General features: G+C 52.0%; 23 protein-coding genes. 17 read left to right on the forward strand and 6 right to left on the reverse strand.

The annotated features are described in order from the left end of the window. Positions 1 to 56 precede the first annotated feature (56 nt). Positions 57 to 1040 (forward strand): ribose-phosphate pyrophosphokinase, encoded by a 984-nt coding sequence (locus H3L98_RS04770; protein WP_027020989.1) that lies wholly within the window; start codon positions 57 to 59, stop codon positions 1038 to 1040. Positions 1041 to 1162: 122 nt separating this feature from the next. Next, positions 1163 to 1735 carry a 50S ribosomal protein L25/general stress protein Ctc gene (locus H3L98_RS04775; RefSeq protein ID WP_027020990.1) on the forward strand — a complete coding sequence of 191 codons (573 nt, stop codon included), beginning with the start codon at positions 1163 to 1165 and terminating at the stop codon, positions 1733 to 1735. Between the two features lie 75 nt (positions 1736 to 1810). On the opposite strand, the gene H3L98_RS04780 is transcribed toward H3L98_RS04775, so the two are convergent. Continuing rightward, complete coding sequence (locus H3L98_RS04780; protein ID WP_034333198.1) at positions 1811 to 2317, reverse strand: hypothetical protein; 507 nt, start codon at positions 2315 to 2317, stop codon at positions 1811 to 1813. 73 nt (positions 2318 to 2390) lie between these two features. On the opposite strand from H3L98_RS04780, the gene H3L98_RS04785 reads away from it, so the two are divergent. Further along, positions 2391 to 2996 (forward strand): 4'-phosphopantetheinyl transferase family protein, encoded by a 606-nt coding sequence (locus H3L98_RS04785; protein WP_051531924.1) that lies wholly within the window; start codon positions 2391 to 2393, stop codon positions 2994 to 2996. Between the two features lie 4 nt (positions 2997 to 3000). Here H3L98_RS04785 and H3L98_RS04790 read toward each other — a convergent pair whose 3' ends face one another. Beyond that, on the reverse strand, positions 3001 to 3531 hold the full coding sequence (locus H3L98_RS04790) for a methylated-DNA--[protein]-cysteine S-methyltransferase (RefSeq protein WP_156932170.1): 531 nt from the start codon (positions 3529 to 3531) through the stop codon (positions 3001 to 3003). A gap of 48 nt (positions 3532 to 3579) precedes the next feature. Beyond that, complete coding sequence (dsbD, locus tag H3L98_RS04795; RefSeq protein ID WP_051531925.1) at positions 3580 to 5388, reverse strand: protein-disulfide reductase DsbD; 1809 nt, start codon at positions 5386 to 5388, stop codon at positions 3580 to 3582. A 211-nt stretch (positions 5389 to 5599) separates the two neighbouring features. Here dsbD and rnc point away from each other — a divergent pair, with 211 nt between their 5' ends. The 4 genes from rnc to era are packed head-to-tail and all read left to right on the forward strand — an operon-like array spanning position 5600 to position 9414. Then, complete coding sequence (rnc, locus tag H3L98_RS04800) at positions 5600 to 6292, forward strand: ribonuclease III (RefSeq protein ID WP_027020994.1); 693 nt, start codon at positions 5600 to 5602, stop codon at positions 6290 to 6292. A gap of 27 nt (positions 6293 to 6319) precedes the next feature. Beyond that, entirely contained in the window at positions 6320 to 7774 is a 1455-nt protein-coding gene (locus H3L98_RS04805) for a DUF389 domain-containing protein (RefSeq protein ID WP_027020995.1), read from the forward strand. After that, positions 7771 to 8499 carry a phosphatase PAP2 family protein gene (locus H3L98_RS04810; RefSeq protein WP_051531926.1) on the forward strand — a complete coding sequence of 243 codons (729 nt, stop codon included), beginning with the start codon at positions 7771 to 7773 and terminating at the stop codon, positions 8497 to 8499. The genes H3L98_RS04805 and H3L98_RS04810 overlap by 4 nt, the downstream gene beginning before the upstream one ends. 15 nt (positions 8500 to 8514) lie before the next feature. Then, positions 8515 to 9414, forward strand: coding sequence for a GTPase Era (gene era, locus H3L98_RS04815; protein ID WP_027020997.1), 900 nt, complete (start codon positions 8515 to 8517; stop codon positions 9412 to 9414). A 190-nt stretch (positions 9415 to 9604) separates the two neighbouring features. Here era and H3L98_RS04820 read toward each other — a convergent pair whose 3' ends face one another. Continuing rightward, positions 9605 to 10432 carry a methylated-DNA--[protein]-cysteine S-methyltransferase gene (locus H3L98_RS04820; protein ID WP_051531927.1) on the reverse strand — a complete coding sequence of 276 codons (828 nt, stop codon included), beginning with the start codon at positions 10430 to 10432 and terminating at the stop codon, positions 9605 to 9607. Between the two features lie 214 nt (positions 10433 to 10646). Here H3L98_RS04820 and leuC point away from each other — a divergent pair, with 214 nt between their 5' ends. From leuC to ychF, 10 genes are all read left to right on the forward strand, one after another. After that, positions 10647 to 12053: a 3-isopropylmalate dehydratase large subunit gene (gene leuC / locus H3L98_RS04825; RefSeq protein WP_027020998.1), complete on the forward strand. Its 1407-nt coding sequence runs from the start codon at positions 10647 to 10649 to the stop codon at positions 12051 to 12053. Between the two features lie 51 nt (positions 12054 to 12104). Beyond that, positions 12105 to 12347, forward strand: a complete 243-nt coding sequence (locus tag H3L98_RS04830; protein WP_027020999.1) for a hypothetical protein — start codon at positions 12105 to 12107, stop codon at positions 12345 to 12347. 92 nt (positions 12348 to 12439) lie between these two features. Then, positions 12440 to 12694 (forward strand): hypothetical protein, encoded by a 255-nt coding sequence (locus H3L98_RS04835; protein ID WP_027021000.1) that lies wholly within the window; start codon positions 12440 to 12442, stop codon positions 12692 to 12694. 25 nt (positions 12695 to 12719) lie between these two features. Then, positions 12720 to 12851: a lipoprotein gene (locus H3L98_RS04840; protein ID WP_156932172.1), complete on the forward strand. Its 132-nt coding sequence runs from the start codon at positions 12720 to 12722 to the stop codon at positions 12849 to 12851. A 62-nt stretch (positions 12852 to 12913) separates the two neighbouring features. Then, complete coding sequence (gene leuD / locus H3L98_RS04845; RefSeq protein WP_027021001.1) at positions 12914 to 13552, forward strand: 3-isopropylmalate dehydratase small subunit; 639 nt, start codon at positions 12914 to 12916, stop codon at positions 13550 to 13552. Further along, entirely contained in the window at positions 13549 to 15726 is a 2178-nt protein-coding gene (locus H3L98_RS04850; RefSeq protein WP_169733458.1) for a UvrD-helicase domain-containing protein, read from the forward strand. The genes leuD and H3L98_RS04850 overlap by 4 nt, the downstream gene beginning before the upstream one ends. Before the next feature lie 2 nt (positions 15727 to 15728). After that, positions 15729 to 16175: a DciA family protein gene (locus H3L98_RS04855; protein WP_027021003.1), complete on the forward strand. Its 447-nt coding sequence runs from the start codon at positions 15729 to 15731 to the stop codon at positions 16173 to 16175. After that, positions 16168 to 17418 carry an NAD(P)/FAD-dependent oxidoreductase gene (locus tag H3L98_RS04860; protein ID WP_027021004.1) on the forward strand — a complete coding sequence of 417 codons (1251 nt, stop codon included), beginning with the start codon at positions 16168 to 16170 and terminating at the stop codon, positions 17416 to 17418. Before H3L98_RS04855 ends, H3L98_RS04860 begins: the two co-directional genes overlap by 8 nt. A 150-nt stretch (positions 17419 to 17568) precedes the next feature. Continuing rightward, on the forward strand, positions 17569 to 17943 hold the full coding sequence (locus H3L98_RS11005; RefSeq protein ID WP_027021005.1) for a helix-turn-helix domain-containing protein: 375 nt from the start codon (positions 17569 to 17571) through the stop codon (positions 17941 to 17943). Between the two features lie 91 nt (positions 17944 to 18034). After that, entirely contained in the window at positions 18035 to 19126 is a 1092-nt protein-coding gene (ychF, locus tag H3L98_RS04870) for a redox-regulated ATPase YchF (RefSeq protein ID WP_027021006.1), read from the forward strand. Between the two features lie 63 nt (positions 19127 to 19189). Here the strand turns inward: ychF and H3L98_RS04875 are convergent, their stop codons facing one another. Further along, positions 19190 to 20050, reverse strand: a complete 861-nt coding sequence (locus tag H3L98_RS04875; RefSeq protein ID WP_027021007.1) for a substrate-binding periplasmic protein — start codon at positions 20048 to 20050, stop codon at positions 19190 to 19192. Positions 20051 to 20271: 221 nt separating this feature from the next. Further along, the gene (metG, locus tag H3L98_RS04880; RefSeq protein WP_027021008.1) at positions 20272 to 22335 is read right to left on the reverse strand and encodes a methionine--tRNA ligase; all 2064 of its coding nucleotides are present in this window, start codon (positions 22333 to 22335) and stop codon (positions 20272 to 20274) included. Positions 22336 to 22505 lie beyond the last annotated feature (170 nt).

Genomic DNA, 22505 nt, shown 5'->3' on the forward strand with positions numbered 1-22505 from the left:
AGCAAGTGTTTCCTCGAAAAAAGTCTCAAAATCCCCACAACTTAGGCGATGAAAACATGGCATACGACAGCTTAATGGTGTTTACCGGCAATGCCAATCCCGATTTGGCAGCGCGGGTGGTCAAGCACCTTGACACCACGCTTGGCAATGCGGCGGTAAACAAATTTTCAGATGGCGAAATTTCCGTAGAGCTGCTGGAAAACGTGCGCGGGCGCGATGTGTTTATTTTGCAGCCCACCTGCGCCCCCACCAATGATAATTTAATGGAAGTGCTTACCATGGCAGATGCGCTTAAACGCGCTTCTGCGGCACGGATTACGGCGGCGATTCCGTATTTTGGTTATGCCCGTCAAGACCGCCGCCCGCGTTCGGCGCGTGTGCCGATTTCTGCCAAGCTGGTGGCGAATATGCTGCATTCGGCGGGGATTAACCGCGTGTTAACGGTGGATTTGCACGCCGACCAAATTCAGGGTTTTTTTGATATTCCCGTAGATAATATTTATGCCACGCCGATTTTGATTCACGATATTGTGCAGCAGCGCATTGAGAATTTAACCGTGGTCAGCCCCGATGTGGGCGGTGTGGTGCGTGCGCGTGCGGTGGCAAAAATGTTGAACACCGATTTGGCGATTATTGACAAACGCCGTCCCAAAGCCAATGTGGCGGAAGTGATGAACATTATCGGCGATATTCAGGGGCGCGCCTGCCTGCTGGTGGACGATATGATTGATACTGCCAATACCTTGTGTAAAGCGGCTTCTGCGCTGAAAGAACGTGGCGCGGAACGGGTGTTGGCGTATGCCACCCACCCCGTGTTTTCGGGCGAGGCGATTTCGCGCCTGACTTCTTCCGATATTGACCAAGTGGTGGTTACCGATACCATTCCCTTGTCGGAAGCAGGTAGAAATTGCAGTAAAATCCGTCAGGTAAGTATTGCCAATTTGCTGGCGGAAACCATCCGCCGCATCAGCAACGAAGAATCGGTGTCTTATCTGTTTAATGATGATTTGGTGCAACCGCGTTCGCTGTTTTTGCCGTAAGCCAAAAATGGTGTAAAATAGGAAATTAAGGCTGCCTGATGTGATGTCGGGCAGCTTGTTTGTGCCGCAGGGTTGGTCGCAGCCTGCAAGCGGCTTTGTTTTTTATTTTTAAGGAAAAAATTATGTCAACTCAAGTAAAAGCCACCGTCCGTCAAGCGCAAGGTTCGGGTGCGAGCCGCCGCCTGCGTTTGCAAGGACAAGTTCCTGCCGTGATTTACGGTGCCGACCGCGATGCACAAGCCATTGCTGTGGACCACAAAGAAATGTTTTACGCGCTGGAAAAAGAATCATTTTTCACGCAAATCCTGAAATTGGATGTAGATGGTCAAAGCGTAGATGTGATTGTACGCGATTACCAAATGCACCCTGTAAAACGCCAAGTGCAACACATTGATTTTCAAGTGGTAGATTTAAATCAGCCCTTGCGTATGCGTATTCCTGTGCGTATTGTGAATGCGGAAAAATCTCAAGCTGTTAAGCTGCAAAGCGGTCGTGTATCGCTGTTGAGCACTGTGGTCGATGTGTTGGTTGACCCCAAAAACATTCCCGCTGCTTTGGAATTGGATTGCGAAAACGTGGTGGCTGGCGACATTCTGCACCTGTCTGACATCAAATACCCCGAAGGCGTACAAAGCACTGCTTTGAAACGCAATAGCAATTTGGCAGTTGCCACTGTTACCGGTAAAAAACGCTAAAATTTAGCTTGTAAAACCATGAAAAGCCGTCCGATAAATTTATCGGACGGCTTCGGTTTTTGAAATGAATGGTAATTAACGGGCAATATCGGCTTGAATCACCACACGGGCATGGAAGGTACCGACTTCACATTCATATTGTCCGCCACCCAAAGTGCGTTTGTTTAAATAGCTTTGGAAATTGCTTACGCGTTTACCGCCGTGTTTGGCGGCGGTTTCTTGGAATTTTTTGGCGGCGTTGATGTAAGCACGTTCGCAAGCGGCTTCGTCGCTTTTACCAAAGCGGCGAGCTGCCTGACGGGTAATCATATTGTTGCGAATGACGCTGCCACCGCCACCAAAGCTGATGGTTGCACCGCCACTGAGAATGGATTTGGCTTCGGCACTTGCCAATACGGCTTGACCGTTGCAGCGGTACAAAACATTGCGTCCGCCGCTGGCGGTGTCGCCGCGTGTTTGACGGCAGGTGTTGTTGTGTGATTCGGAAGCAGCGGCATCATGATTAGATGAAGCAGCACCGTTGCTTTGGCAGGCACTGAGGCTGATGGCGGCAAGGCTTGCCAACAACAGGGGTTTGAGCATACGCGACATGATAAGACTCCTGTAAAGTGCTTGAAAAACTGAATTTTAAACAAATTTGATAAGGGGTTCAACTGTGGACGTTTATGTGGCGGGACGCGATTGTGCCAAACGGTATGATGAAACGCGCTTGGGTGGGGCAGATGCGGCACGGTTGGCAAAATATCCGCAGCTGGCGCAGCGTGATGATTGGCGTGTTAGCCGTTTTTTAAAACAGCAGCAGACAGATAACGGCAAGCCGTGCAGTTTGAGCCATAGTGGTGGCGTGGCATTATGGGTGTGCGGCGGCGAAGCGGTGGGCGCAGACATAGAATATTTGCGCCCGCGTGATTTTTCTGCTTGGTATGGCAGCGGCGTGATTCACGCGCACGAACAGGCATGGTTGGTACAACAGAAAGATGTTTTAACAGCGCATTATGCTGTATGGACGTTAAAAGAAGCCTTGATTAAGGCATTGGCTTGGGATTTTGCGGATTTGGCGGCGGTGGGCTTGCGCCGTGTGTGTGGGCAATGGGGTTTGCATGGCGGCGGACAGGCGTGGCAGGGTGGGGTGTGGCGTTTGTCGGCGGATTATGTGGCGGCGTGTGTGTGGCGGGGTGCGGATAACGGGATGCGTTGGCACGGTTATGGCGAATGGCAGGGACTGACGGCGCAACGCTTGTGGTATTGGGACAAGGTTTAGGCAATTACAACAAGCAGTTTTGCCCGTTTTCCAAAGCCAATAAAGCTTGTTTGCGCCACAATCCGCCCGCATAGCCCGTTAATTTGCCGTTGCTGCCAATTACGCGGTGGCAAGGCACGATAATGGAAAGGGGATTGCGCCCGTTGGCGGCAGCCACAGCGCGGACGGCTTCGGGTTTGCCCAACAAACGCGCTTGCTCGCCGTAACTGATGGTTGTTCCATAAGGAATGCTTTGCAATACGCGCCACACGCTTTGTTGAAACGCTGTGCCGATGCTGAAATCCACTGCAATATCATCAAAGCGATGTCTTTGTTTGGCAAAGTATTCTTGCAGGGCGCGTTGCAGTAGCGGCGAACGGGGGTCGGGGTGTTCGCGCAAGGGGCATTGCCATTGTGCTTGCAGTTTGGCGAGGGCGTTATCCTGATGTTTGCCTTGGGGAAAATCCAGTAAACACAGTCCTTTGGGGCTGTAAACGGCAAGCATTTCGCCCAAAGGGGTGGTAAGGGTGGCGTGGTGTAGAAAATTTTGCATCATATTGATTTTAAAAAACTGCCTGAAAACGGCTTCAGGCAGTTGTGCGGATTATTGTTTTTTAAACCATGCGATAAAATCGTCGGGGGCAGCGTAGCCCAATAAGGGTTTGCTGCGGCTGCCGTCTGCTTTCAGCACAAACAGCCCCGGTGGACCGTACAGCCCATATTCTTTCAGCAAAGCCTGATGTTCGGGCGTGTTGGCGGTTACGTCAATTTGAAACAGCCTGTCCATCGGCACGGCGGCGTGTACGCCCTGATGACGGAAGGTTTTGGCTTCCATTTCCTTGCACGATACGCACCAATCGGCATAAAAATCCAGCAATACGGGTTGGGACGGGTTGTCTTGCAGGGCTTTTTGCATGGCTGCGTTGAGCTTGGCGGGGTCGCTGAAGCTGTGCGCGTGTGCGGCATCGGCAGACAGCGGCGGATACAGGGTTAAAAATTCGTGTAAGGCAGTGGTTTGGCGCATGGTGCTTTGCCAACCAAACCACAAACCACCCATTGCCAACAAGGAAGCTGTCAAAGCTGCCGCAGGTTTGAATTTTTTGGCAAACTGTTTGGTACGCCACAGCAGGTAGAGCGCAGGCAACACCAGCAATGCCGTGTACAGCGCCGCCGTTAATCCATAAGACAGATAAGGCGCAGCCAAATACACCGCCACAGCCAGCAACAAGATGCCGAATACATATTTAACGCCGTTCATCCAGTTGCCTGCGCGGGGCAAGATGTGTCCGCCAAACGTGCCGACTGCAATCAGCGGTACGCCCGTTCCCACTGCCAAGGCATACAAGGCTGCACCACCCAACAGTGCATCGCCTGTTTTGCCGATATATGCCAGCGCAAACGCCAACGGCGGTGCCACGCACGGTCCGACAATCAGCGCGGACAACATTCCCATTACAAAAACCGAAGCGATTTTTCCGCCCGATAATTTATTGCTTTGGTTTTGGAAATAACTTTGTACTGCTGCGGGCAATTGAATGGAAAACAAGCCAAACATCGACAATGCCAATACCACCATCAACACCGCCGCCGTCAGCACCACCCAAGCCTGTTGCAGCCATACGGTTAATAATGCGCCCGTCAGCCCCGCCAACACGCCCACCAGCGTGTACGTTAGCGCCAAACCCTGTACATACACCAAAGACAACACAAACGCCCGTTTTTTACTGCCGCTTTTGTCGCCCACAATAATGCCCGACACAATCGGCAGCAGCGGATACATACAGGCAGTAAAACTCAAGCCCAAACCCGCCAGAAAAAACCACAGCAAATTGCTGCCAAAGCGTTCGCGCGACAAGGCAAAACGGCTTTCGTCCGCATCGTCTTGTTTGGGTGCAACCGTTGCCGCTGCATCAGTTGCGCCGTTTGACTTTTTTAAAAACAAGTCCTTGGCGTTTTGTTCGGGGGATTCGGTGCGGTATTCGCCCGTGCCTTTGATTTCAAATTGGGTTTCTACAGGTGGATAACACACGCCCACTTCGGCACAGCCTTGATACAGCAGTGTCAGCGTATAGGCTTCGGGCTGGGAAGTGGCGGTTTTGTATGCCCATTTTAATTCGGCATCGTGATGATAAACCGTTTGTTTACCGAAAAATTCGTCTTCTTTTTCTTTGCCTTGGCTCATGGTCGGCTCGGCAAGCAAATCGGCAGGTTCGGTTTTGGCGGCGATTTTGCTTTGATACAGATAATAACCATCGGCAATTTTAAAATCGGCGCGAACGCCTTGTTCATCTACATGAACGGTAGGCACAAACGCCTGTTCGGGCGGCAACAGCTCTTCGGGGTCTACCGCCGCGCCTGCCCACGCGCTCAAACCCAGCAGCATGGCAAAAAATGCCAGTAATTTGTTTTTCATGGGGAAACTCCTTTCCTGTCCAATGGTAAAGTTGCTTTTCGGCAGCCGTTTGAATGTTTTACCGAAAGCACTGTAAAACGCTATTGTATAACACCTTGTGCAGGCAATCGGCAATGGCGTGGTTTAAAAAAGGTAAAGTTTGGCGGCGGGCAGGCGTGGGACGGCGGTAAAAACCGTATAATCGCGCCTTTATCCGATTGGTTTGAACAGCATGGCAGCCGAACACGATTTACACGCTTTTGAACAGCGCATCGGACACCGTTTCCGCAACCGCAAATTATTAATCCGCGCACTTACCCACCGCAGCTTTGCTGCCGAACACAACGAACGATTGGAATTTGTCGGCGACAGCATTTTAAATTACGCCGTTGCCAAAATGCTGTTTGAGCAGTTTCCCAAGCTGCCCGAAGGACGTTTATCGCCTTTACGCGCCGCTTTGGTGCGCGAAAGCCGTTTGGCGGAAACGGCGCGGGATTTGAACATGGGGGCATTGCTGCATTTGGGTGCGGGCGAATTAAAAAGCGGCGGGCGCGAACGTCCGTCTATTTTGGCAGATGCTTTGGAGGCGGTGTTTGCCGCCGTGAGTTTGGACGCGGATTTTGCCGCTGCCGAAGCGGTGGTACGCCGTTTGTTTGCCGACAAAGTGCGCCAAGCCGAACATTTGGGTTGGGATAAAGACCCGAAAACGGCGTTGCAGGAAATTTTGCAGGGACAAAAACGCCCTTTGCCCGTGTACCGTATTGAGCAACAAACAGGCGCAGGCAATGATGCGCGTTTTGATGTGGCGTGCGATTTGGGGGCGTTGGGAAAGGTGTTCCGCGCCCGTGCATCCAGCCGCCGCGCCGCCGAGCAGGAATGTGCCAAACAGGCTTTGGCATGGCTGGCGGGGCAGGGGCTGTCCTGAATCAATAAGCAAGAGGATTTTTGATTGATGAATAATAAGCAAAACACTTCTGAAAACGAACACAGCGCGGCAGACAATAAAGCCGCTGCTGCTTTAAAAGACGTATTCAGTCTGCACCACGACCAAGCCCATGCCGATAAAATTGATGCGGCCATCCGTGCCAATGTGCGCGTGTCGGGCACAAATATGTGGGTACTGATTTTTGCCGTGGCGATTGCCAGCATCGGTTTGAACGTAAACAGCACGGCGGTGGTGATTGGCGCGATGTTGATTTCGCCGCTGATGGGACCGATTGTGGGCATGGGCTACGGCGCGGCGGTTAGCGATATCGGACTGATTCGGCTGGCATTGCGCAATATTTTGGTGTTTATCGTCATCAGCCTGATTACTGCCACGCTGTATTTTTTGATTACGCCTTTGCAGCAGGCGCAAAGCGAGCTGTTGGCGCGTACGCAGCCTACTTTGTGGGACGTATTGATTGCCTTTTTCGGCGGCAGCGCGGGCATTGTGGCGGTAACGCGCAAGGAAACGGGCAATGTGGTGCCGGGGGTGGCGATTGCCACGGCATTGATGCCGCCTTTGTGTACTGCGGGTTACGGCTTGGCACACGGCAACTGGCAGTATTTTTTCGGGGCGTTTTACCTGTTGGCGATTAACTGCGTGTTTATTGCGTTTGCCACGCTGCTGTTTGCCAAGCTGTTAAAACTGCCGCGACGGGGTTTGGTCAGCGACAGCAAACGTTTTTTGCACCGCATGGTGATTGCGGCGGTCATTGCAGCGGTGATGATTCCCAGCACCTATCTGGCAGCAGGCTTGGTGCGCAAAGAGCTGTTTAACACCACAGCGGGCAAAGTGATTCAAGACGTACAGCAGCAGGAAGGTTTTTATATTTTACGCAGCACCTTGGACCACAGCAAACACACGGTGGGACTGATTATCAACGGCACGGGCAATACCGAAAAAATCACCGCATTGCTGACGCGCAAGCTGAAAGAAGCAGGCATTAGCGAACCGCAGGTGCGGGTGTTGTATGCAGGCGGCAATACCAGCTTGGAACAGGCCAAAGCAGAATTGGCACAAACCATTGAAGCCGCCGCCAAATCCTTTGAGCATGAAAGCAGGGAATGGGAAAGCGCAATCGCACAGCGCAAAGTAAACGAAGCCGACTTATTGGCGGAAATCCGCGCCCAATATCCCGAAGCCAACGGCGTGTTTGTCGGTTACGGCGCGTGGTGGCAGGGTGCAGAAGGCGCAGCCGCTTCCGCGAGCGCATCTCCTGATGTTGCCGATAGCAGCGAATCCGAGCATCTGACTGTGTGGCTGCGCGTATCCGAGCCTTTAAGCGACAAAGAAATCAGCCGTTTGCGGGCATGGCTGCAACAGCGCACGGGACAATCCCAAATCAATGTGGTGTGGCAGTCAGACAGCTTGCACCATCAATCGGTAAAAAATGATAACAATAAAGGAGCCCATAAGCCATGAGCGTGAAATCTTTTCAAATGCTGTGGGTTTATACGTTGTTAATGTTATGTGTGCCTGCGGGCGCGTGGGCGGCAGCTTATGTGTGGTTGCCTGAAAATGCCTTGAATTTCAGTTCCGCGCTGCCGTATTGGTTGTGGCTCACCGATATGGGCACGCCCCCTTATGCGGTGCTGACCACCGTTTGCCTGACTGCCGCGCTGGTGTGGCTGCTGCGCCGCCGTTATGCGTGGCAAACCGTTTTGCTGATGTGTGCCTTGTCTTTGGGGGTAACGCAGGGCGTAAAAAGTGCCATGAAACGCGGTTTTCAAGAACCGCGCCCCTTTGTGACTGCGCTGGCGTTGTCGGGAAAAGTGAATACGCCCGATGATTTTTACCGTTTGCCCGACAACGAACAAAATGCTTTGGTTTATACCCAAATGAAAAACAGCGACGGCAGCGTGGCTGCACACCAAGCCGACCACCACGATTATTCTTTTCCGTCTGGACACACCATTTTCGCCGTATCGTGGCTGCTGTTGGCAGTGGGATTCGGCTGCCGTCAATGCGTGTGTGCGCCGCTGGCGTGTTGGGCGGGCGCGATGCTGTTGAGCCGATTATTATTGGGTATGCATTATCCCATTGATTTATTGGTTTCCACACTGGTTGCCGCCGTGTTGCACACAGGATTGTTTGCTTGGGTGCTGCCGCGCCTGCCCCAACGTTTCCCATTGGTTTATTCCAATTGATTCAAAAGAAAGACCATGATTATGACTATACCTTACCGCTGCGGCTTTATCGCCATTGTCGGACGTCCCAATGTGGGCAAATCCACCCTGATGAACCACCTGATTGGTCAAAAAATCAGCATTACCAGCAAAAAAGCGCAAACCACCCGCCACAAAATCACGGGCATTTTTACCGACCCCGCCGCCCAGCTGGTGTTTGTCGATACCCCCGGTTTTCAAACCGACCACCGCAATGCCCTGAACGACCGTTTAAATTTAAATGTTACCGAAGCCATGAGCGGCGTAGATGCCATTGTGTTTGTGGTGGAAGCCATGCGTTTTACCGAAGCCGACCGCACCGTATTGCGCCAACTGCCTGCGCATACACCCGTGTTGTTGACCGTAAATAAAATTGACAAAGAAAAAGCTAAAAACAAATTGGCATTACAAGAATTTATTGAGCAGGTATCGGCAGAATTTCCCTTTGTGGGCGTACAAACCGTCAGTGCCAAACACGGGCTGCGTATTGCCAATCTGATTGCCGATTTAAAACCGCTGCTGCCCGAAAGCGTTCCCCTGTATCCCGATGATATGGTTACCGATAAATCATCGCGCTTTTTGGCGATGGAAATTGTGCGCGAAAAACTGTTCCGCTATTTGGGAGAAGAACTGCCTTATGCGCTGAATGTGGAAGTGGAGCAATTTAAGATTGACGACAAAGGTTTACACGAAATCTACATCGCCGTATTGGTGGATAAGGAAAACCAAAAGCCCATTGTGATTGGCAAAGGCGGCGAAAAACTGAAAAAAATTTCCACCGAAGCGCGTATGGATATGGAAAAACTGTTTGATGCCAAAGTGTTTTTAAAAGTGTGGGTAAAAGTGAAATCGGGTTGGGCAGACGATATCCGTTTTTTAAACGAATTGGGATTGTAAACAATCAAGCTGCTGTTGGCATTGCAACAGCAGCTTGAATATATTGTATAGTTGATAGAAAGGCGAAACGCCGATGGAGGGAGTTGGCGGTGTCCATCGGCGTCTCTAGGCTCAGCCCTTCGGTGTTGGGCGGGAAAGGGCTGAACTTGCGGCGCATTATAATAATCATTATCCCGTTTGGCAAGCATTTTTAAGATTTTCGCCAACCCAAGCCCGTGGGTGGCGGTAAGATGCTGCTGCTTGTGCTTTCAGCAGGGGCAACGGGCGCAGGCGCAGCGGTGGCATTGCCTGACTGCTGTTCCAATTGGCGCAATTCTGCCGCAAAACTGCTGATGTGGTCGTGTCCGTTTACGCGGTGGCACGGCACAATAATGGCGGTTTTGTTTTGTCCTGCGGCGGCGGCGATGTGGCGGGTGGCATTGCTTTTGTCCAACTGAGCTGCCAATTGCGCGTAACCGCGTGTTTCGCCGTAAGGAATGGTGGTCATGGCGTGCCATGCTTCGCGTTGGGTGTCGTTGCCGACTAAATCCAATGCCACGCCAAATTCGCGCAAACTGCCTTGAAAATACCGCGCCAATTCGTCACGCAATTGCGCCATCACAGGCGTTTCGCGCCAGCCGAACAAGGCTTGTTTTTCGCGCTGTACGGCGAGTAATTCGCTTTCCACGCCTTTTTGCGCGATAAATTTGAGCATGCACACGCCTTTTTCGCTGCAAATGGCAAGCATTTGTCCGAAAGGCGAATCCATTGCCCCTGCTGCCAATTCGGCGCGGTATTGCGAATGCGATTGTGAGCGCGACAGCAAAAAACTCAAGCGGCGCAAACGGATATAGTCGTCCAAATCCATGCCTGTGCAAGCGTGGAAGTCGTTTTTTAAATCGGGCAGGGTGTCGGCGCTGATGTGGGGGTGGTCGCCGTAAGCCAAAGAGGGATTGGCTTGGCGGCTGAGCCATGCGCCGTAAGCCTGCCAGCGTTCGGGCAAAATGCGTTCGGGGTCGGGTAGGTTTAGAATATCCATAAATGGGGGGCAAACAGATGCTTGCAGCCGTGATAAAGGGTTTAAAAACCTTATTGTACATTTTTTCGCCATCGGACTGGCAAATTTGTCGGAATAGGCTTTGTGGACGATTTGTCTAAAATTAAAAAGATTGATGGGGCAGAAAGTAATTTTGCTTGCTTTATTTGTCCAAAAAGTCTAAAATCCGCGCTTTCTTGGTTTAAATTCTAAAAACATCATGGCACAAACCCTTTACGACAAACTTTGGAACAGCCACGTCGTCCGCGAAGAAGAAGACGGTACGGTATTGCTGTATATTGACCGCCATTTGGTACACGAAGTGACCAGCCCGCAGGCCTTTGAGGGGCTGAAAATGGCAGGGCGCAAACTGTGGCGTATTGACAGCATTGTTTCTACCGCCGACCACAATGTCCCCACGGGCGATATGGACGAGGGCATTAAAGACCCGATTTCCAAATTGCAGGTGGACACGCTGGACAGCAATATTAAAGAGTTTGGCGCATTGGCGTATTTCCCCTTTATGAATGAAGCGCAGGGCATTGTGCATGTGATGGGTCCTGAACAGGGCGCAACTTTACCGGGGATGACGGTAGTGTGCGGCGATTCGCATACTTCCACACACGGCGCGTTTGGCGCGTTGGCGCACGGCATCGGTACGTCTGAAGTGGAACACACGATGGCAACACAATGTATTACCGCCAAAAAATCCAAATCCATGCTGATTGAGGTTTCTGGCAGCTTGAAAAGCGGTGTAACCGCCAAAGATTTGGCATTGTATATTATCGGACAAATCGGTACGGCGGGCGGAACGGGCTATGCGGTTGAATTTGGCGGACAAGCCGTGCATGAATTAAGCATGGAAGGACGCATGACTTTGTGCAATATGGCGATTGAAGCAGGTGCGCGTTCGGGCATGGTGTCGGTGGACCAAATTACCATTGATTATGTGCAAGGTCGTCCGTTTGCGCCCAAAGGCGAAGATTGGGATAAGGCGGTGGCGTATTGGCGCACGCTGGTTTCTGATGAAGGGGCGCAGTTTGACAAGGTTTACCGTTTTGATGCGGCGGATATTGAACCGCAGGTAACATGGGGAACGTCGCCCGAAATGGTGGCAGATGTAAACGGTAAAGTGCCTGACCCTGCGGCGGAAAGCGACCCTGTTAAACGCAGTGGTATGGAACGCGCTTTGCAGTATATGGGTTTGCAGGCGGGTACGCCTTTAAATGAAATTCCTGTGGATATTGTGTTTATCGGTTCTTGTACCAACAGCCGTATTGAGGATTTGCGTCAAGCGGCGGCGGTTGCCAAAGGGCGCAGCAAGGCAGACAATGTGTCGCGTGTGTTGGTGGTTCCTGGTTCGGGCTTGGTAAAAGCGCAGGCGGAACGCGAGGGCTTGGACAAAATCTTTTTGGATGCGGGCTTTGAATGGCGCGAACCGGGCTGCTCGATGTGTTTGGCGATGAACGCCGACCGTCTTGCGCCGCAGCAGCGTTGCGCTTCTACGTCTAACCGCAATTTTGAAGGACGTCAGGGCAACGGCGGACGCACCCATTTGGTCAGCCCCGCGATGGCGGCGGCGGCGGCGGTAACGGGGCGTTTTACCGATATCCGCGCTTTGTAAAATGGGTTTCAGGCAGCTTGTGGCAAATTCAGGCTGCCTGAAAAGGACAATATGAAAACAAAATTATTGATTTTAATGGCTGTCGGCAGCTTAACTGCCTGCGCCAACACCTTGCAGGGTGCGGTAAAAGACGGCAGTACCAATTTAAAAACCGCATCCGATTGGGTGGAAAACAACCGCGATGAAATTGATGCTGCTGCCGCACAAACGGGCGAGTGGCTGAAAAAAGGCGGCAACCTGATTGGGCGAGGTATGGAAAAAACGGGCGAAGTCCTACAGGAAATCACACGTTAAATTGTGTTAAACCGCTGCCGTTTGCCGCGCTTTGCCGCATAATACGGCATACATTCCGACAGATTGTTTTTAATTTTTTTAAGGAAACACACATGAAAAAATTATTGGTATCCGCTTTTTTGGTTTTGGGTTTGAGCGCGTGCAGCGGCACTTGGAGCGGTATGAAAGCCGACACGTCGCGCAATTTGGATAAAACCGAAGCAGCGGTTGAAAAAGGCTGGGACAAAACCAAAGAAACCGGCGAAAAAGTAGCTGATAAAACCGGCGAAGTGCTGAAAAAAGGCGCGGAAACCGTAGGCAAAGGCGTTCGTAAAACAGGCGAAGCCATTGAAAACATGGGTCAGTAAGCCCTTGCAAGCATAAGGAAAAAAGATGAAAAAAATCATACTGGCTGCTTTGTTGGCAGCGGGATTGAGTGCCTGTGCCGATACGCGCAGCCATGTAAGCGACGACGGCAATACATGGGAAACCATCCGCTATCAGGAAAACCGCCAAAACCCCTAAACCTGCCTGCCGCCTGAAAGCCGATACCGTTTTCAGGCGGTTTTGTATGCAAAGGAAAAAATATGAAAGCCTTTACCACTTTAACTGCCTTGGTTGCCCCGCTGGACCGCAGCAATGTGGACACCGATGCCATTATCCCCAAACAATTTCTCAAATCCATCAAACGCAGCGGCTTTGGTCCCAATGCCTTTGACGAATGGCGTTACCTTGACCACGGCGAACCAGGCATGGACAACAGCAAACGCCCGCTCAATCCCGATTTTTCCCTGAATCAGCCGCGTTATCAGGGCGCACAGATTTTGCTGACCCGTAAAAATTTCGGCTGCGGTTCTTCACGCGAACACGCGCCTTGGGCGTTAGACGATTACGGTTTCCGTGCCGTGATTGCGCCCAGTTTTGCCGATATTTTCTTTAATAACTGCTATAAAAACGGCTTACTGCCGATTGTGTTGTCGGAAGAAGTGGTAGAACAACTGTTTCAAGAAACCGAAGCCAACGAAGGCTACAGCCTGACCATTGATTTAAACGCGCAAACCGTGTCCACCCCCAGCGGTAAATCCTTTGCTTTTGACATTACCGAACACCGCAAACACTGCTTGCTCAACGGTTTGGACGAAATCGGTTTGACTTTGGCGCATGCAGACGAAATCCGCACGTTTGAGGAAAAACGCCGCCAAAGCCAACCTTGGCTGTTTGCCTGATGATGGCAGAAACGGCGGATACGCTGTTGCAGGGGCTGAACGCCGAACAATTGGCAGCGGTAACGTATCCGCCTGCGCCCTTGCTGATTTTGGCTGGCGCGGGCAGCGGCAAAACCCGTGTGCTAACCACCCGTATTGCTTGGCTGTTGCACACGCGGCAGGTGCGTCCGCGCGAAATTTTGGCGGTCACTTTTACCAATAAAGCCGCCAAAGAAATGCGTTCCCGCATAGAAGCGATGGTAGCAGGCTCGTTGCAAGGCATGTGGATAGGCACGTTTCATGGTTTGTGCCACCGTATGCTACGTCAGCATTGGCGCGAAGCAGGTTTGCCGCAGGCGTTTCAAATTATGGATTCGGCAGAGCAGCTTGCCTTGATTAAACGTCTGCTCAAGCAGTTGGACATTAGTGAAGAAGCCCTGCCGCCGCGCCTGATGCAGGGTTTTATCAATGCCCAAAAAGAAGAAGGCTTACGCGCAGGCGCGATTGATGCGCCTGACCCCATTGCCAAACGCCTGATTCGCGTGTATGCCGAATACGAACAAGTTTGCGAACGCGAAGGCGTGTTGGATTTTGCCGAATTGCTGCTCAAGAGCTATGAATTGCTCAACGGTAATACGGATTTGCTGCGCCGTTACCAAATGCGTTTCCGCCATATTTTGGCAGACGAATTTCAAGACACCAATGTTTTGCAATACCGTTGGCTGATGTTGTTGGCAGGCGGGGGCGCGGCATTGTGTGCGGTGGGCGATGACGACCAGAGCATTTACCGTTTTCGCGGGGCGCGTGTGGGCAATATGGCGGATTTGATGCGCGATTTGGGCATAGGCGATGCGCTGCGTTTGGAACAGAATTACCGTTCCACAGGCACGGTATTGGCGGCGGCGAATGCCTTGATTGCGCGTAACCGCGGGCGTTTGGGGAAAAACCTGCGTACCACGGCGGGCGCGGGCGAGCCGATACGTTTGTTTTCGGCAGCAGACGATATAGCAGAAGCGGCGTTTGTGGTAAACGAAATCCGCAAGCTGCTGCAACAAGGCACGTCTGCGGCGCAAATCGCGGTGTTATACCGCAGCAACGCGCAATCGCGGGTGTTGGAACAAGCCTTATTCCGTGAAAAAATTGCTTATCGGATTTACGGCGGTTTGCGTTTTTACGAACGCGCCGAAATCAAACACGCGCTGGCGTATTTGCGTTTGGCGGTGAATCCTGCTGATGACAATGCCTTTTTGCGGATTGTGAACATGCCCCCGCGCGGTATTGGCGAACGCACGGTGGCGGCTGTGCGCGAACAGGCGGCGGCAAACGGGGTGCCTTTATTGGCGGCGGCGCAGCAGATGGCGGGAAAATCGGCGAAAGTGGCGGCGTTTGCCGTGTTGATGGCGCGTTTTCAGGCTTTGGCAGGCACAGCGGATTTACCTGATTTATTGGCGGAAATCATAAGCAGCAGCGGTTTGTATGATTATTTTGCCAAGCAAAACAACGCCGCCGAGCGTGAGCGCACTGAAAATTTGGACGAGTTATTAAACGCTGCGCGTTTGTTCCGCCCCGACCAAACAGCGGTGGAAAACGAAGCCGAAAGCCGTGAAGCGGGCGCACAGGCTATTTTGTTGGCGTTTTTAAGCAATGCTGCTTTAGAAGCGGGCGACGATGAAGCCGAAACCGACAACGGCGTGTCGCTGATGACGGTACACGCCGCCAAAGGCTTGGAATTTGATGCTGTTTTTATTACCGGTTTGGAAGAAGGGCGTTTTCCGTCCGAGCAGAGCGTGAGCGATGCCGAAGCGGTGGAAGAAGAACGGCGGCTGATGTATGTGGCATTAACACGGGCGCGGCGCAGGCTGTATTTGAGCTTGGCGCAACGGCGTATGTTGCACGGCGCAGTGCGGACGGGCGTGGTGTCGCGCTTTATCGGCGAAATTCCGCCCGAATTATTGCAAAACGTGTCGCCCGCCAAAACAGTGATTCGCGATAATGTGGTTCATAATCAGGCAAAAACATCTGCGCCGATACACGGTTTTTATGCGGGACAGCGCGTGCATCACGGCAAATTCGGTGCGGGCGTGGTGGTGTCGGTGCGCGATGCGGGCGCGAGTGCGCGGGTAAAAGTAGATTTTGACAGCTGGGGCAGCAAAGAGTTGGATACTGCCTTTGCCAATTTAATGATTAGGGATTAACCATGCAGTTTGACGATTTAAGCCGCAATCATCCGCGTTTGCGCGGTTTGCTGGCGCGGGCGCGTTATTTTTCCCGTTTGGACAGCGAAGTCAAACGGTTGCTGCCGCACAATTTGGCGGCGCATTGCCGTGTGGCGTGTATTGACGGCGAAGGGCGTTTGGTGCTGTTTGTGTCGGGCAATATGGCGGCGGGGCGTTTGAAAATGCTGTTGCCTGCGCTGCAACCGCGCCTGTGTGCTTTAGACGAACACATCCGCAGTGTGGTTTGCAAAATTTCCCCGCCCGATATTCCGCCGCCGCGTGTCAAAAACCTGCGTATTCCCGAACACGCTTTGGACAACTTTGAACGCACTGCCGAGCAATTGGCGCATCATCAGGATTTGGCGCAGGCATTGCGTAATCTGGTGCGCCGTCACCGCAGCGAACAGGAAAGGTGCGACCATGTGTGAAGCGGTGGATTGTGATGTTGCCGTTATCGGCGCAGGACCGGCGGGCGCGGTGGCAGCAGCCTTGCTGCTGCGGCAGGGGTTTTCCGTATGCGTATTGGAAAAACAGCATTTTCCCCGTTTTGTGATTGGCGAAAGCCTGTTGCCGCATTGCATGGAATTTTTGCAGGAAGCGGGTTTGGCAGACGCCGTGGCTGCCGAGCCGTCTTTTCAGTTGAAAAACGGCGCAGCCTTTACTTGGGGCAGCCGCTACACCTATTTTGATTTTACTGACAAATTCAGCGCAGGACCGGGTACCACCTTTCAAGTGCGCCGCGACCGTTTTGACCATATCCTGATTAACGAAGCCGCCAAACAGGGCGCAGACGTGCGTTTCGGTTGTGCCGTAGAAGCCTTTAAGCAAACAGAACAATCAGCAGTATTAAGTATTCGCCCCGAACAAGGCGAAGCCTATGATTTGCATTGCCGTTTTGTTTTAGATGCCAGCGGTTACGGGCGCGTATTGCCGCGTTTGCTGGATTTGGAAACCCCGTCCGACCTGCCCGTGCGTCAAGCCCATTTTACCCATATTGACGACCACATTACCGCCCCCGATTTTGACCGCGACAAAATCCTGATTTCCACCCACAGCGTGCATCGTGATGTGTGGTTTTGGCTGATTCCCTTTGCCGACGGGCGCAGTTCCATCGGCGTGGTGGGTTTGCCCGAACGCTTTGCCGAATTTAACGGCACAGCTGAGATTTTGGCGCACTACACCGCAGGCGTACCCATGCTCAAACGCATTTTGGCAAACGCCGTGTGGGACAACGGCGTGCCTTATCGCAGCATCGGCGGCTATTCTGCCAATGTCAAAACCCTGTACGGCAAACGTTTTGCCCTGCTGGGCAACGCCGCCGAATTTCTCGACCCCGTGTTTTCATCGGGCGTGACCATTGCCATGCATTCTGCCAAACTCGCCACCGATGTGCTGGCGAAACAATTGCGCGGACAACCCGCCGATTGGCAAAATGAATTTGCCCGACCGCTGATGGTGGGGGTGGATACCTTCCGCACCTATGTGCAAGGCTGGTATGACGGGCGTTTTCAAGACGTGATTTTTGCCGATTCGCGCAATGCCGATATCAGCCGCATGATTGCCTCTATTTTGGCAGGCTATGCGTGGGACGAAGCCAATCCCTTTGTTGCCAAAGCAGAACGGCGTTTGAACGCGCTGGCAGAAACGGTGGGGCGTTTGGATTATGTTTAACGGTTTTGCTTGCTGATTGCCAGCTATACAACGGTTGGAAAAAAGCGGTTGTGCGGAAGCAGCCGCTTACTGTTTGTGGTATGAGAGCCACTTTGGGCTGTGCTTGATGTGCAGCCCTGTGTGTTGAAACATGGAAAAAATGGTTTTCTGATGGCTAAATTGATTCCCGACCAAACCGATGCCGCCGTAGGCAGACGTATTCAAAAACGCCGTAAAGAATTGGGTTTGACGGCAGAAGCGTTGTCGGAAAAAATCGGTGTGTCGCAGCAGCAGTTTTCGCGTTACGAATGCGGGCGCAGTAAAATCAATGTGTCGCATTTGGCGGATATTGCAGTGTTGCTGGATACGCCGATTGACTGGTTTTTTGCCGACAGCAGCGGCAGCAGTAAAATGTTTGCCGATACGGAGGCGTATGTGCCGGTGCGCGGCGATATGTTGCAGGCGCGTTTGCAGCAGCATTGGCGGCGCATGAATGCCGAGCAAAAACGCAATCTGATTAACTTTTTAGATGCGATGCAGCCATAGGGAGGCTTTCCTGCTATGGTGTTTTCAAGCAGATAAAAAGCGCAAATATGCTAAAATCGCGCCCTTTCCCAATCTTTTCAGGAACAACAGCATGAGTTTGAAATGCGGCATTGTCGGTTTGCCTAATGTCGGCAAATCCACCCTGTTTAACGCGCTTACCCAATCGGGCATTGAAGCGGCAAACTATCCTTTCTGCACCATCGAGCCGAATGTCGGCATTGTGGAAGTGCCCGACCCGCGCATGGCGGCGTTGGCAAAAATCGTCAATCCGCAGCGTATGCAGCCGGCGATTGTGGAATTTGTGGACATTGCCGGACTGGTGGCGGGCGCGAGCAAAGGCGAAGGCTTGGGCAACCAGTTTCTCGCCAATATCCGCGAAACCGATGCCATCGTGAACGTGGTTCGTTGTTTTGACGACGACAATATCGTCCATGTTTCGGGCAAAGTAGACCCGATTGCCGATATTGAAACCATCGGTACGGAACTGGCGTTGGCGGATTTGGCAAGCGTAGAAAAAGCCATTGTGCGCGAAGGCAAACGCGCCAAAGCAGGCGACAAAGACGCACAAAAGCTGGTGGCATTGCTGGAAAAACTGCTGCCGCACCTGAACGAAGGCAAGCCCGTGCGTTCTTTCGGCTTGGACGCGGAAGACACCGCGCTGCTGCGCCCCCTGTTCCTGCTCACGGTCAAACCCGCCATGTATGTGGCGAATGTGGCGGAAGACGGCTTTGACAACAACCCCCACCTTGACCGTTTAAAAGCCTTGGCAGCGCAGGAAAACGCGCCTGTTGTGGCGGTGTGTGCGGCGATGGAAAGCGAAATTGCCGAGTTGGAAGACGATGAAAAAGCGGAATTTTTAGCCGAAATGGGCTTGGAAGAACCGGGCTTAAACCGCCTGATTCGCGCAGGCTATGATTTGCTCGGTTTGCAAACCTATTTTACCGCAGGCGTAAAAGAAGTCCGCGCTTGGACAATTAAAAAAGGCGATACCGCACCGCAAGCCGCAGGCGTGATTCACACCGATTTTGAACGCGGCTTTATCCGCGCCCAAGTAATTGCTTATGATGACTTTATCGCCTTGGGTGGCGAAGCCAAAGCCAAAGAAGCAGGCAAAATGCGCGCCGAAGGCAAAGAATATGTCGTACAAGACGGCGATGTGATTCATTTCCTGTTTAATGTTTAAAATTCAGGCGGTAAGCATTTTTGCTACCGCCTTTTTTACAATAAAATTTGATAACAGCCAAATTTACGATGTTTTACCAAACCATTTTTTCATAATGGCTTCATAGCGTCCGTTGGCACGGATTCTGTCTAATCCGATATTGAGCAGTTTGAGCAGTTCGGGATTGTCTTTGGCAACAATAAACGCCATATGCCGTTTGGGTTCGCCAGTGCTGACCGAGCGCATTGGTGGTAGTCTTTCTGCCCTGTGTTTGATGGCAAAATAATCCAATACGCGGTCTTCGCCAATCACGGCATCGGCGGCGCCGGTATAAACATTGCGGATAGACAGGTAAATGCTGTTGGCAATCACCACATTATCGGGTGAACCGCTTAAACGCGCTGCCAAATCAATGGTTTCTTTGCCGTAGTATTTGCTGACACTGATTTTTTTACCACGCAGGTCGGCGGCACTTTGAATGCGGGCGTTTTCGGGTTTGTCGGTAAACTGTAAAACAAAGGTGTTGTCTAAAAACGGTTTGCTGAAATGGACGATGTGTTTGTCTCTGTCGTTAATCACAAAGGCAGAAGCCCAGCCGTCTGTTTGCTTGTTGTGCAGGCTTTTTTGCCAGTCTTTTAGCGGAGCAAATAAAATGCGTGGGTTAAAACCAGCCTCTTGGGCAACGGCGTGGACGATATCTATTTCAAAACCAATCAGTTCAGACTTATTGTTGCGGTATTCAAACGGCGGATAATTGGCTTCCGAACCGAGGGTAAAGGTTTTCCATTTCGGGTTGTGGGGAATGGCTGTGGATATTTCCAGCGGGTCGGCGGGGGCTGCGGTGCTGTGGGCTGCCGATGCGGTGTTTTGCTGAGCGGTTTCAGGGGTTTTATCAGAGCAGCCTGCTGCCAAAATCAGCGCGGCAGTACAAATCAGGTATTTCATTAAAAAATTCCTTTTCGGTGTGAAACCCCGCCATTAACGGCGGAACAATAATCGTGGGCGGGCATTTCCCGTTCCAATCAGGATAACACAGGGTGCCGCGCCTTTATAGTGAAAATACTTTATTTTATACAAGGTATTAAAAAATAAAATATTTCAAGCGTATGCGGCGGCATGTTGAAAAATCGGGCTGTCTGAAACCCTGTTCAAACAACCCGAATGCTTTAACCGACTTTATCGCCTGCTTGTGCGCCGTCGTGTACGTCCAACAGGCGCAGTTTGCCGTCTTGGGTGGCGGCGGACAAAATCATGCCTTCCGATACGCCAAATTTTGCCATTTTGCGCGGCGCGAAGTTGGCAACGGCAATCACCATTTTGCCGTTTAATTCGGCGGGATTGGGATAGCTGGCGGCAATGCCTGAAAAAATCGTGCGCTGTTCAAATCCAAAATCCAAGCTGAATTTCAACAATTTGCTGCTGCCTTCCACCGCTTCGCAGTTCAGCACTTTGGCAACGCGCATATCAATTTTCATAAAGTCGTCAAAACTGGCTTGTTCCGCCACAGGCTGATAGGGCGATGCGGGCGCGGTTTCGGCGGTGGGGGTGGTTTGTTTATTGGCTTCCAGCAGGTCGTTCACTTGTTTTTCCTCAATTCTTTGCATTAAGTGTTTGTAGGGGTTGATAATGTGGTTTTCAGGCAGCGTGCGTGTGCTGTCCTGCCAAGTTAAAGCATCCATATTTAAAAACGCGGCTGCCTGTTCCGCCACTTTCGGCAATACAGGCGCAAGATACACGCTTAAAATTTTGAATGCGTTAATCAATTCGCTGCACACGCGATGCAGTTTATCATCTGCGCCGTCTTGTTTCGCCAATTCCCAAGGCTTGTTGGCATCCACATATTCGTTTACCGCATCTGCCAACGCCATAATATCGCGCAGGGCTTTGGCGTATTCGCGCTGTTCGTAATCGGCGGCGATGGCTTCGGATTGCGCGGACAGCTGTTGAATCAGTGCGCTGTCGGCAACGTTGCTTAATTTGCCGTCAAAACGTTTGGCGATAAAGCCCGAGGCGCGCGCGGCGATATTAACGTATTTACCCACCAAATCGCTGTTTACGCGGGCGATAAAGTCTTGCAGATTCAAATCAATGTCTTCAATTTTGCTGTTGAGCTTGGCGGCGATGTAGTAGCGCATCCATTCGGGGTTTAAGCCTTGTTGCAAATAGGATTTGGCGGTGATAAACGTGCCGCGTGATTTGGACATTTTTTGTCCGTCCACGGTTAAAAAGCCGTGGGCAAACACGCCTGTGGGGGCGCGGTGTCCGCTAAATTGCAGCATGGCGGGCCAAAACAGGGCGTGGAAATACAAAATGTCCTTGCCGATAAAGTGATACATTTCGGTTTGGCTGTCGGCACGGAAATAGTCTTCAAAATTCAAACCGATGCGGTTGCACAGGTTTTGAAACGATGCCATATAGCCCACGGGCGCGTCCAGCCACACATAAAAGTATTTACCCGGCGCATCGGGGATTTCAAAGCCGAAATAGGGCGCATCGCGGGAAATATCCCAATCGGATAAGGTGGTTTCGCCGTCTTTGCCGAGCCATTCGTTCATTTTGTTGAGGGCTTCGGGCTGAAGGTGCGGCTGGGTGTGTCCGTTTGCCAAAACGGTGCTGCCTGAAGTCCATTGACGCAGGTAGTCGGCGCATTCGCCCAGTTTGAAAAAGAAGTGTTCGGACTGCTTTAACACGGGGGTCGCACCCGATACGGCGGAATAGGGCTGAATCAGTTCGGTGGGGGCATAGGTGGTGCCGCAAGCTTCGCAGTTGTCGCCGTATTGGTCTTTGGCGTGGCATTTGGGGCATTCGCCTTTGACAAAACGGTCGGGCAGGAACATTTGTTTTTCGGGGTCAAACAGTTGTTCAATCACGCGGCTTTCAATTTTGCCATTGGCTTTGAGGGCGCGGTAAATCTGTTCGGCAAAGGCTTTGTTTTCGGGGGAATGGGTGCTGTAGTAGTTGTCGTAACCGATGTGGAAGCCTGTAAAATCAGCCAGATGCTCTTCGCGCACGCGGGCAATCATGTCTTCGGGGGCGATGCCTTGTTTTTCGGCGGCCAGCATCACGGGCGTGCCGTGGGCGTCGTCGGCGCAGCAGTAGTAGCATTCGTTGCCGCGCAGTTTTTGCAGGCGCACCCAAATATCGGTTTGGATATGCTCGACCATGTGTCCGAGATGAATCGCGCCGTTGGCATAGGGCAGGGCGGAGGTAACGAGGATTTTGCGGGTCATGATTTTGAAAAAAACAATCTGAAACACGCGATTATGCCACAAAATGGGGCGTTGTTGCGCGTTGGGGCAACCGTGCCGGCAACGGTGGCAAAGGGCTGGGTTTAGTGGTTTTGAAAACAGTATGTTGTGAAAATGATGCAGTTTGGCGGCAGATACGGTGCGGCGCTGGG

The organism is Conchiformibius steedae (genome assembly GCF_014054725.1).
GTDB classification, from domain to species: Bacteria; Pseudomonadota; Gammaproteobacteria; order Burkholderiales; family Neisseriaceae; genus Conchiformibius; species Conchiformibius steedae.

Coding starts and splice junctions, on each gene's coding strand:
- H3L98_RS04770 (WP_027020989.1), top strand. CDS start 57: ATGGCATACGACAGCTTAATGGTGTTTACCGGCAATGCCAATCCCGAT.
- H3L98_RS04775 (WP_027020990.1), top strand. CDS start 1,163: ATGTCAACTCAAGTAAAAGCCACCGTCCGTCAAGCGCAAGGTTCGGGT.
- H3L98_RS04780 (WP_034333198.1), bottom strand. CDS start 2,317: ATGCTCAAACCCCTGTTGTTGGCAAGCCTTGCCGCCATCAGCCTCAGT.
- H3L98_RS04790 (WP_156932170.1), bottom strand. CDS start 3,531: ATGATGCAAAATTTTCTACACCACGCCACCCTTACCACCCCTTTGGGC.
- dsbD (WP_051531925.1), bottom strand. CDS start 5,388: ATGAAAAACAAATTACTGGCATTTTTTGCCATGCTGCTGGGTTTGAGC.
- rnc (WP_027020994.1), top strand. CDS start 5,600: ATGGCAGCCGAACACGATTTACACGCTTTTGAACAGCGCATCGGACAC.
- H3L98_RS04805 (WP_027020995.1), top strand. CDS start 6,320: ATGAATAATAAGCAAAACACTTCTGAAAACGAACACAGCGCGGCAGAC.
- H3L98_RS04810 (WP_051531926.1), top strand. CDS start 7,771: ATGAGCGTGAAATCTTTTCAAATGCTGTGGGTTTATACGTTGTTAATG.
- era (WP_027020997.1), top strand. CDS start 8,515: ATGATTATGACTATACCTTACCGCTGCGGCTTTATCGCCATTGTCGGA.
- H3L98_RS04820 (WP_051531927.1), bottom strand. CDS start 10,432: ATGGATATTCTAAACCTACCCGACCCCGAACGCATTTTGCCCGAACGC.
- H3L98_RS04830 (WP_027020999.1), top strand. CDS start 12,105: ATGAAAACAAAATTATTGATTTTAATGGCTGTCGGCAGCTTAACTGCC.
- H3L98_RS04835 (WP_027021000.1), top strand. CDS start 12,440: ATGAAAAAATTATTGGTATCCGCTTTTTTGGTTTTGGGTTTGAGCGCG.
- H3L98_RS04840 (WP_156932172.1), top strand. CDS start 12,720: ATGAAAAAAATCATACTGGCTGCTTTGTTGGCAGCGGGATTGAGTGCC.
- leuD (WP_027021001.1), top strand. CDS start 12,914: ATGAAAGCCTTTACCACTTTAACTGCCTTGGTTGCCCCGCTGGACCGC.
- H3L98_RS04855 (WP_027021003.1), top strand. CDS start 15,729: ATGCAGTTTGACGATTTAAGCCGCAATCATCCGCGTTTGCGCGGTTTG.
- H3L98_RS04860 (WP_027021004.1), top strand. CDS start 16,168: ATGTGTGAAGCGGTGGATTGTGATGTTGCCGTTATCGGCGCAGGACCG.
- H3L98_RS11005 (WP_027021005.1), top strand. CDS start 17,569: ATGGCTAAATTGATTCCCGACCAAACCGATGCCGCCGTAGGCAGACGT.
- ychF (WP_027021006.1), top strand. CDS start 18,035: ATGAGTTTGAAATGCGGCATTGTCGGTTTGCCTAATGTCGGCAAATCC.
- H3L98_RS04875 (WP_027021007.1), bottom strand. CDS start 20,050: ATGAAATACCTGATTTGTACTGCCGCGCTGATTTTGGCAGCAGGCTGC.
- metG (WP_027021008.1), bottom strand. CDS start 22,335: ATGACCCGCAAAATCCTCGTTACCTCCGCCCTGCCCTATGCCAACGGC.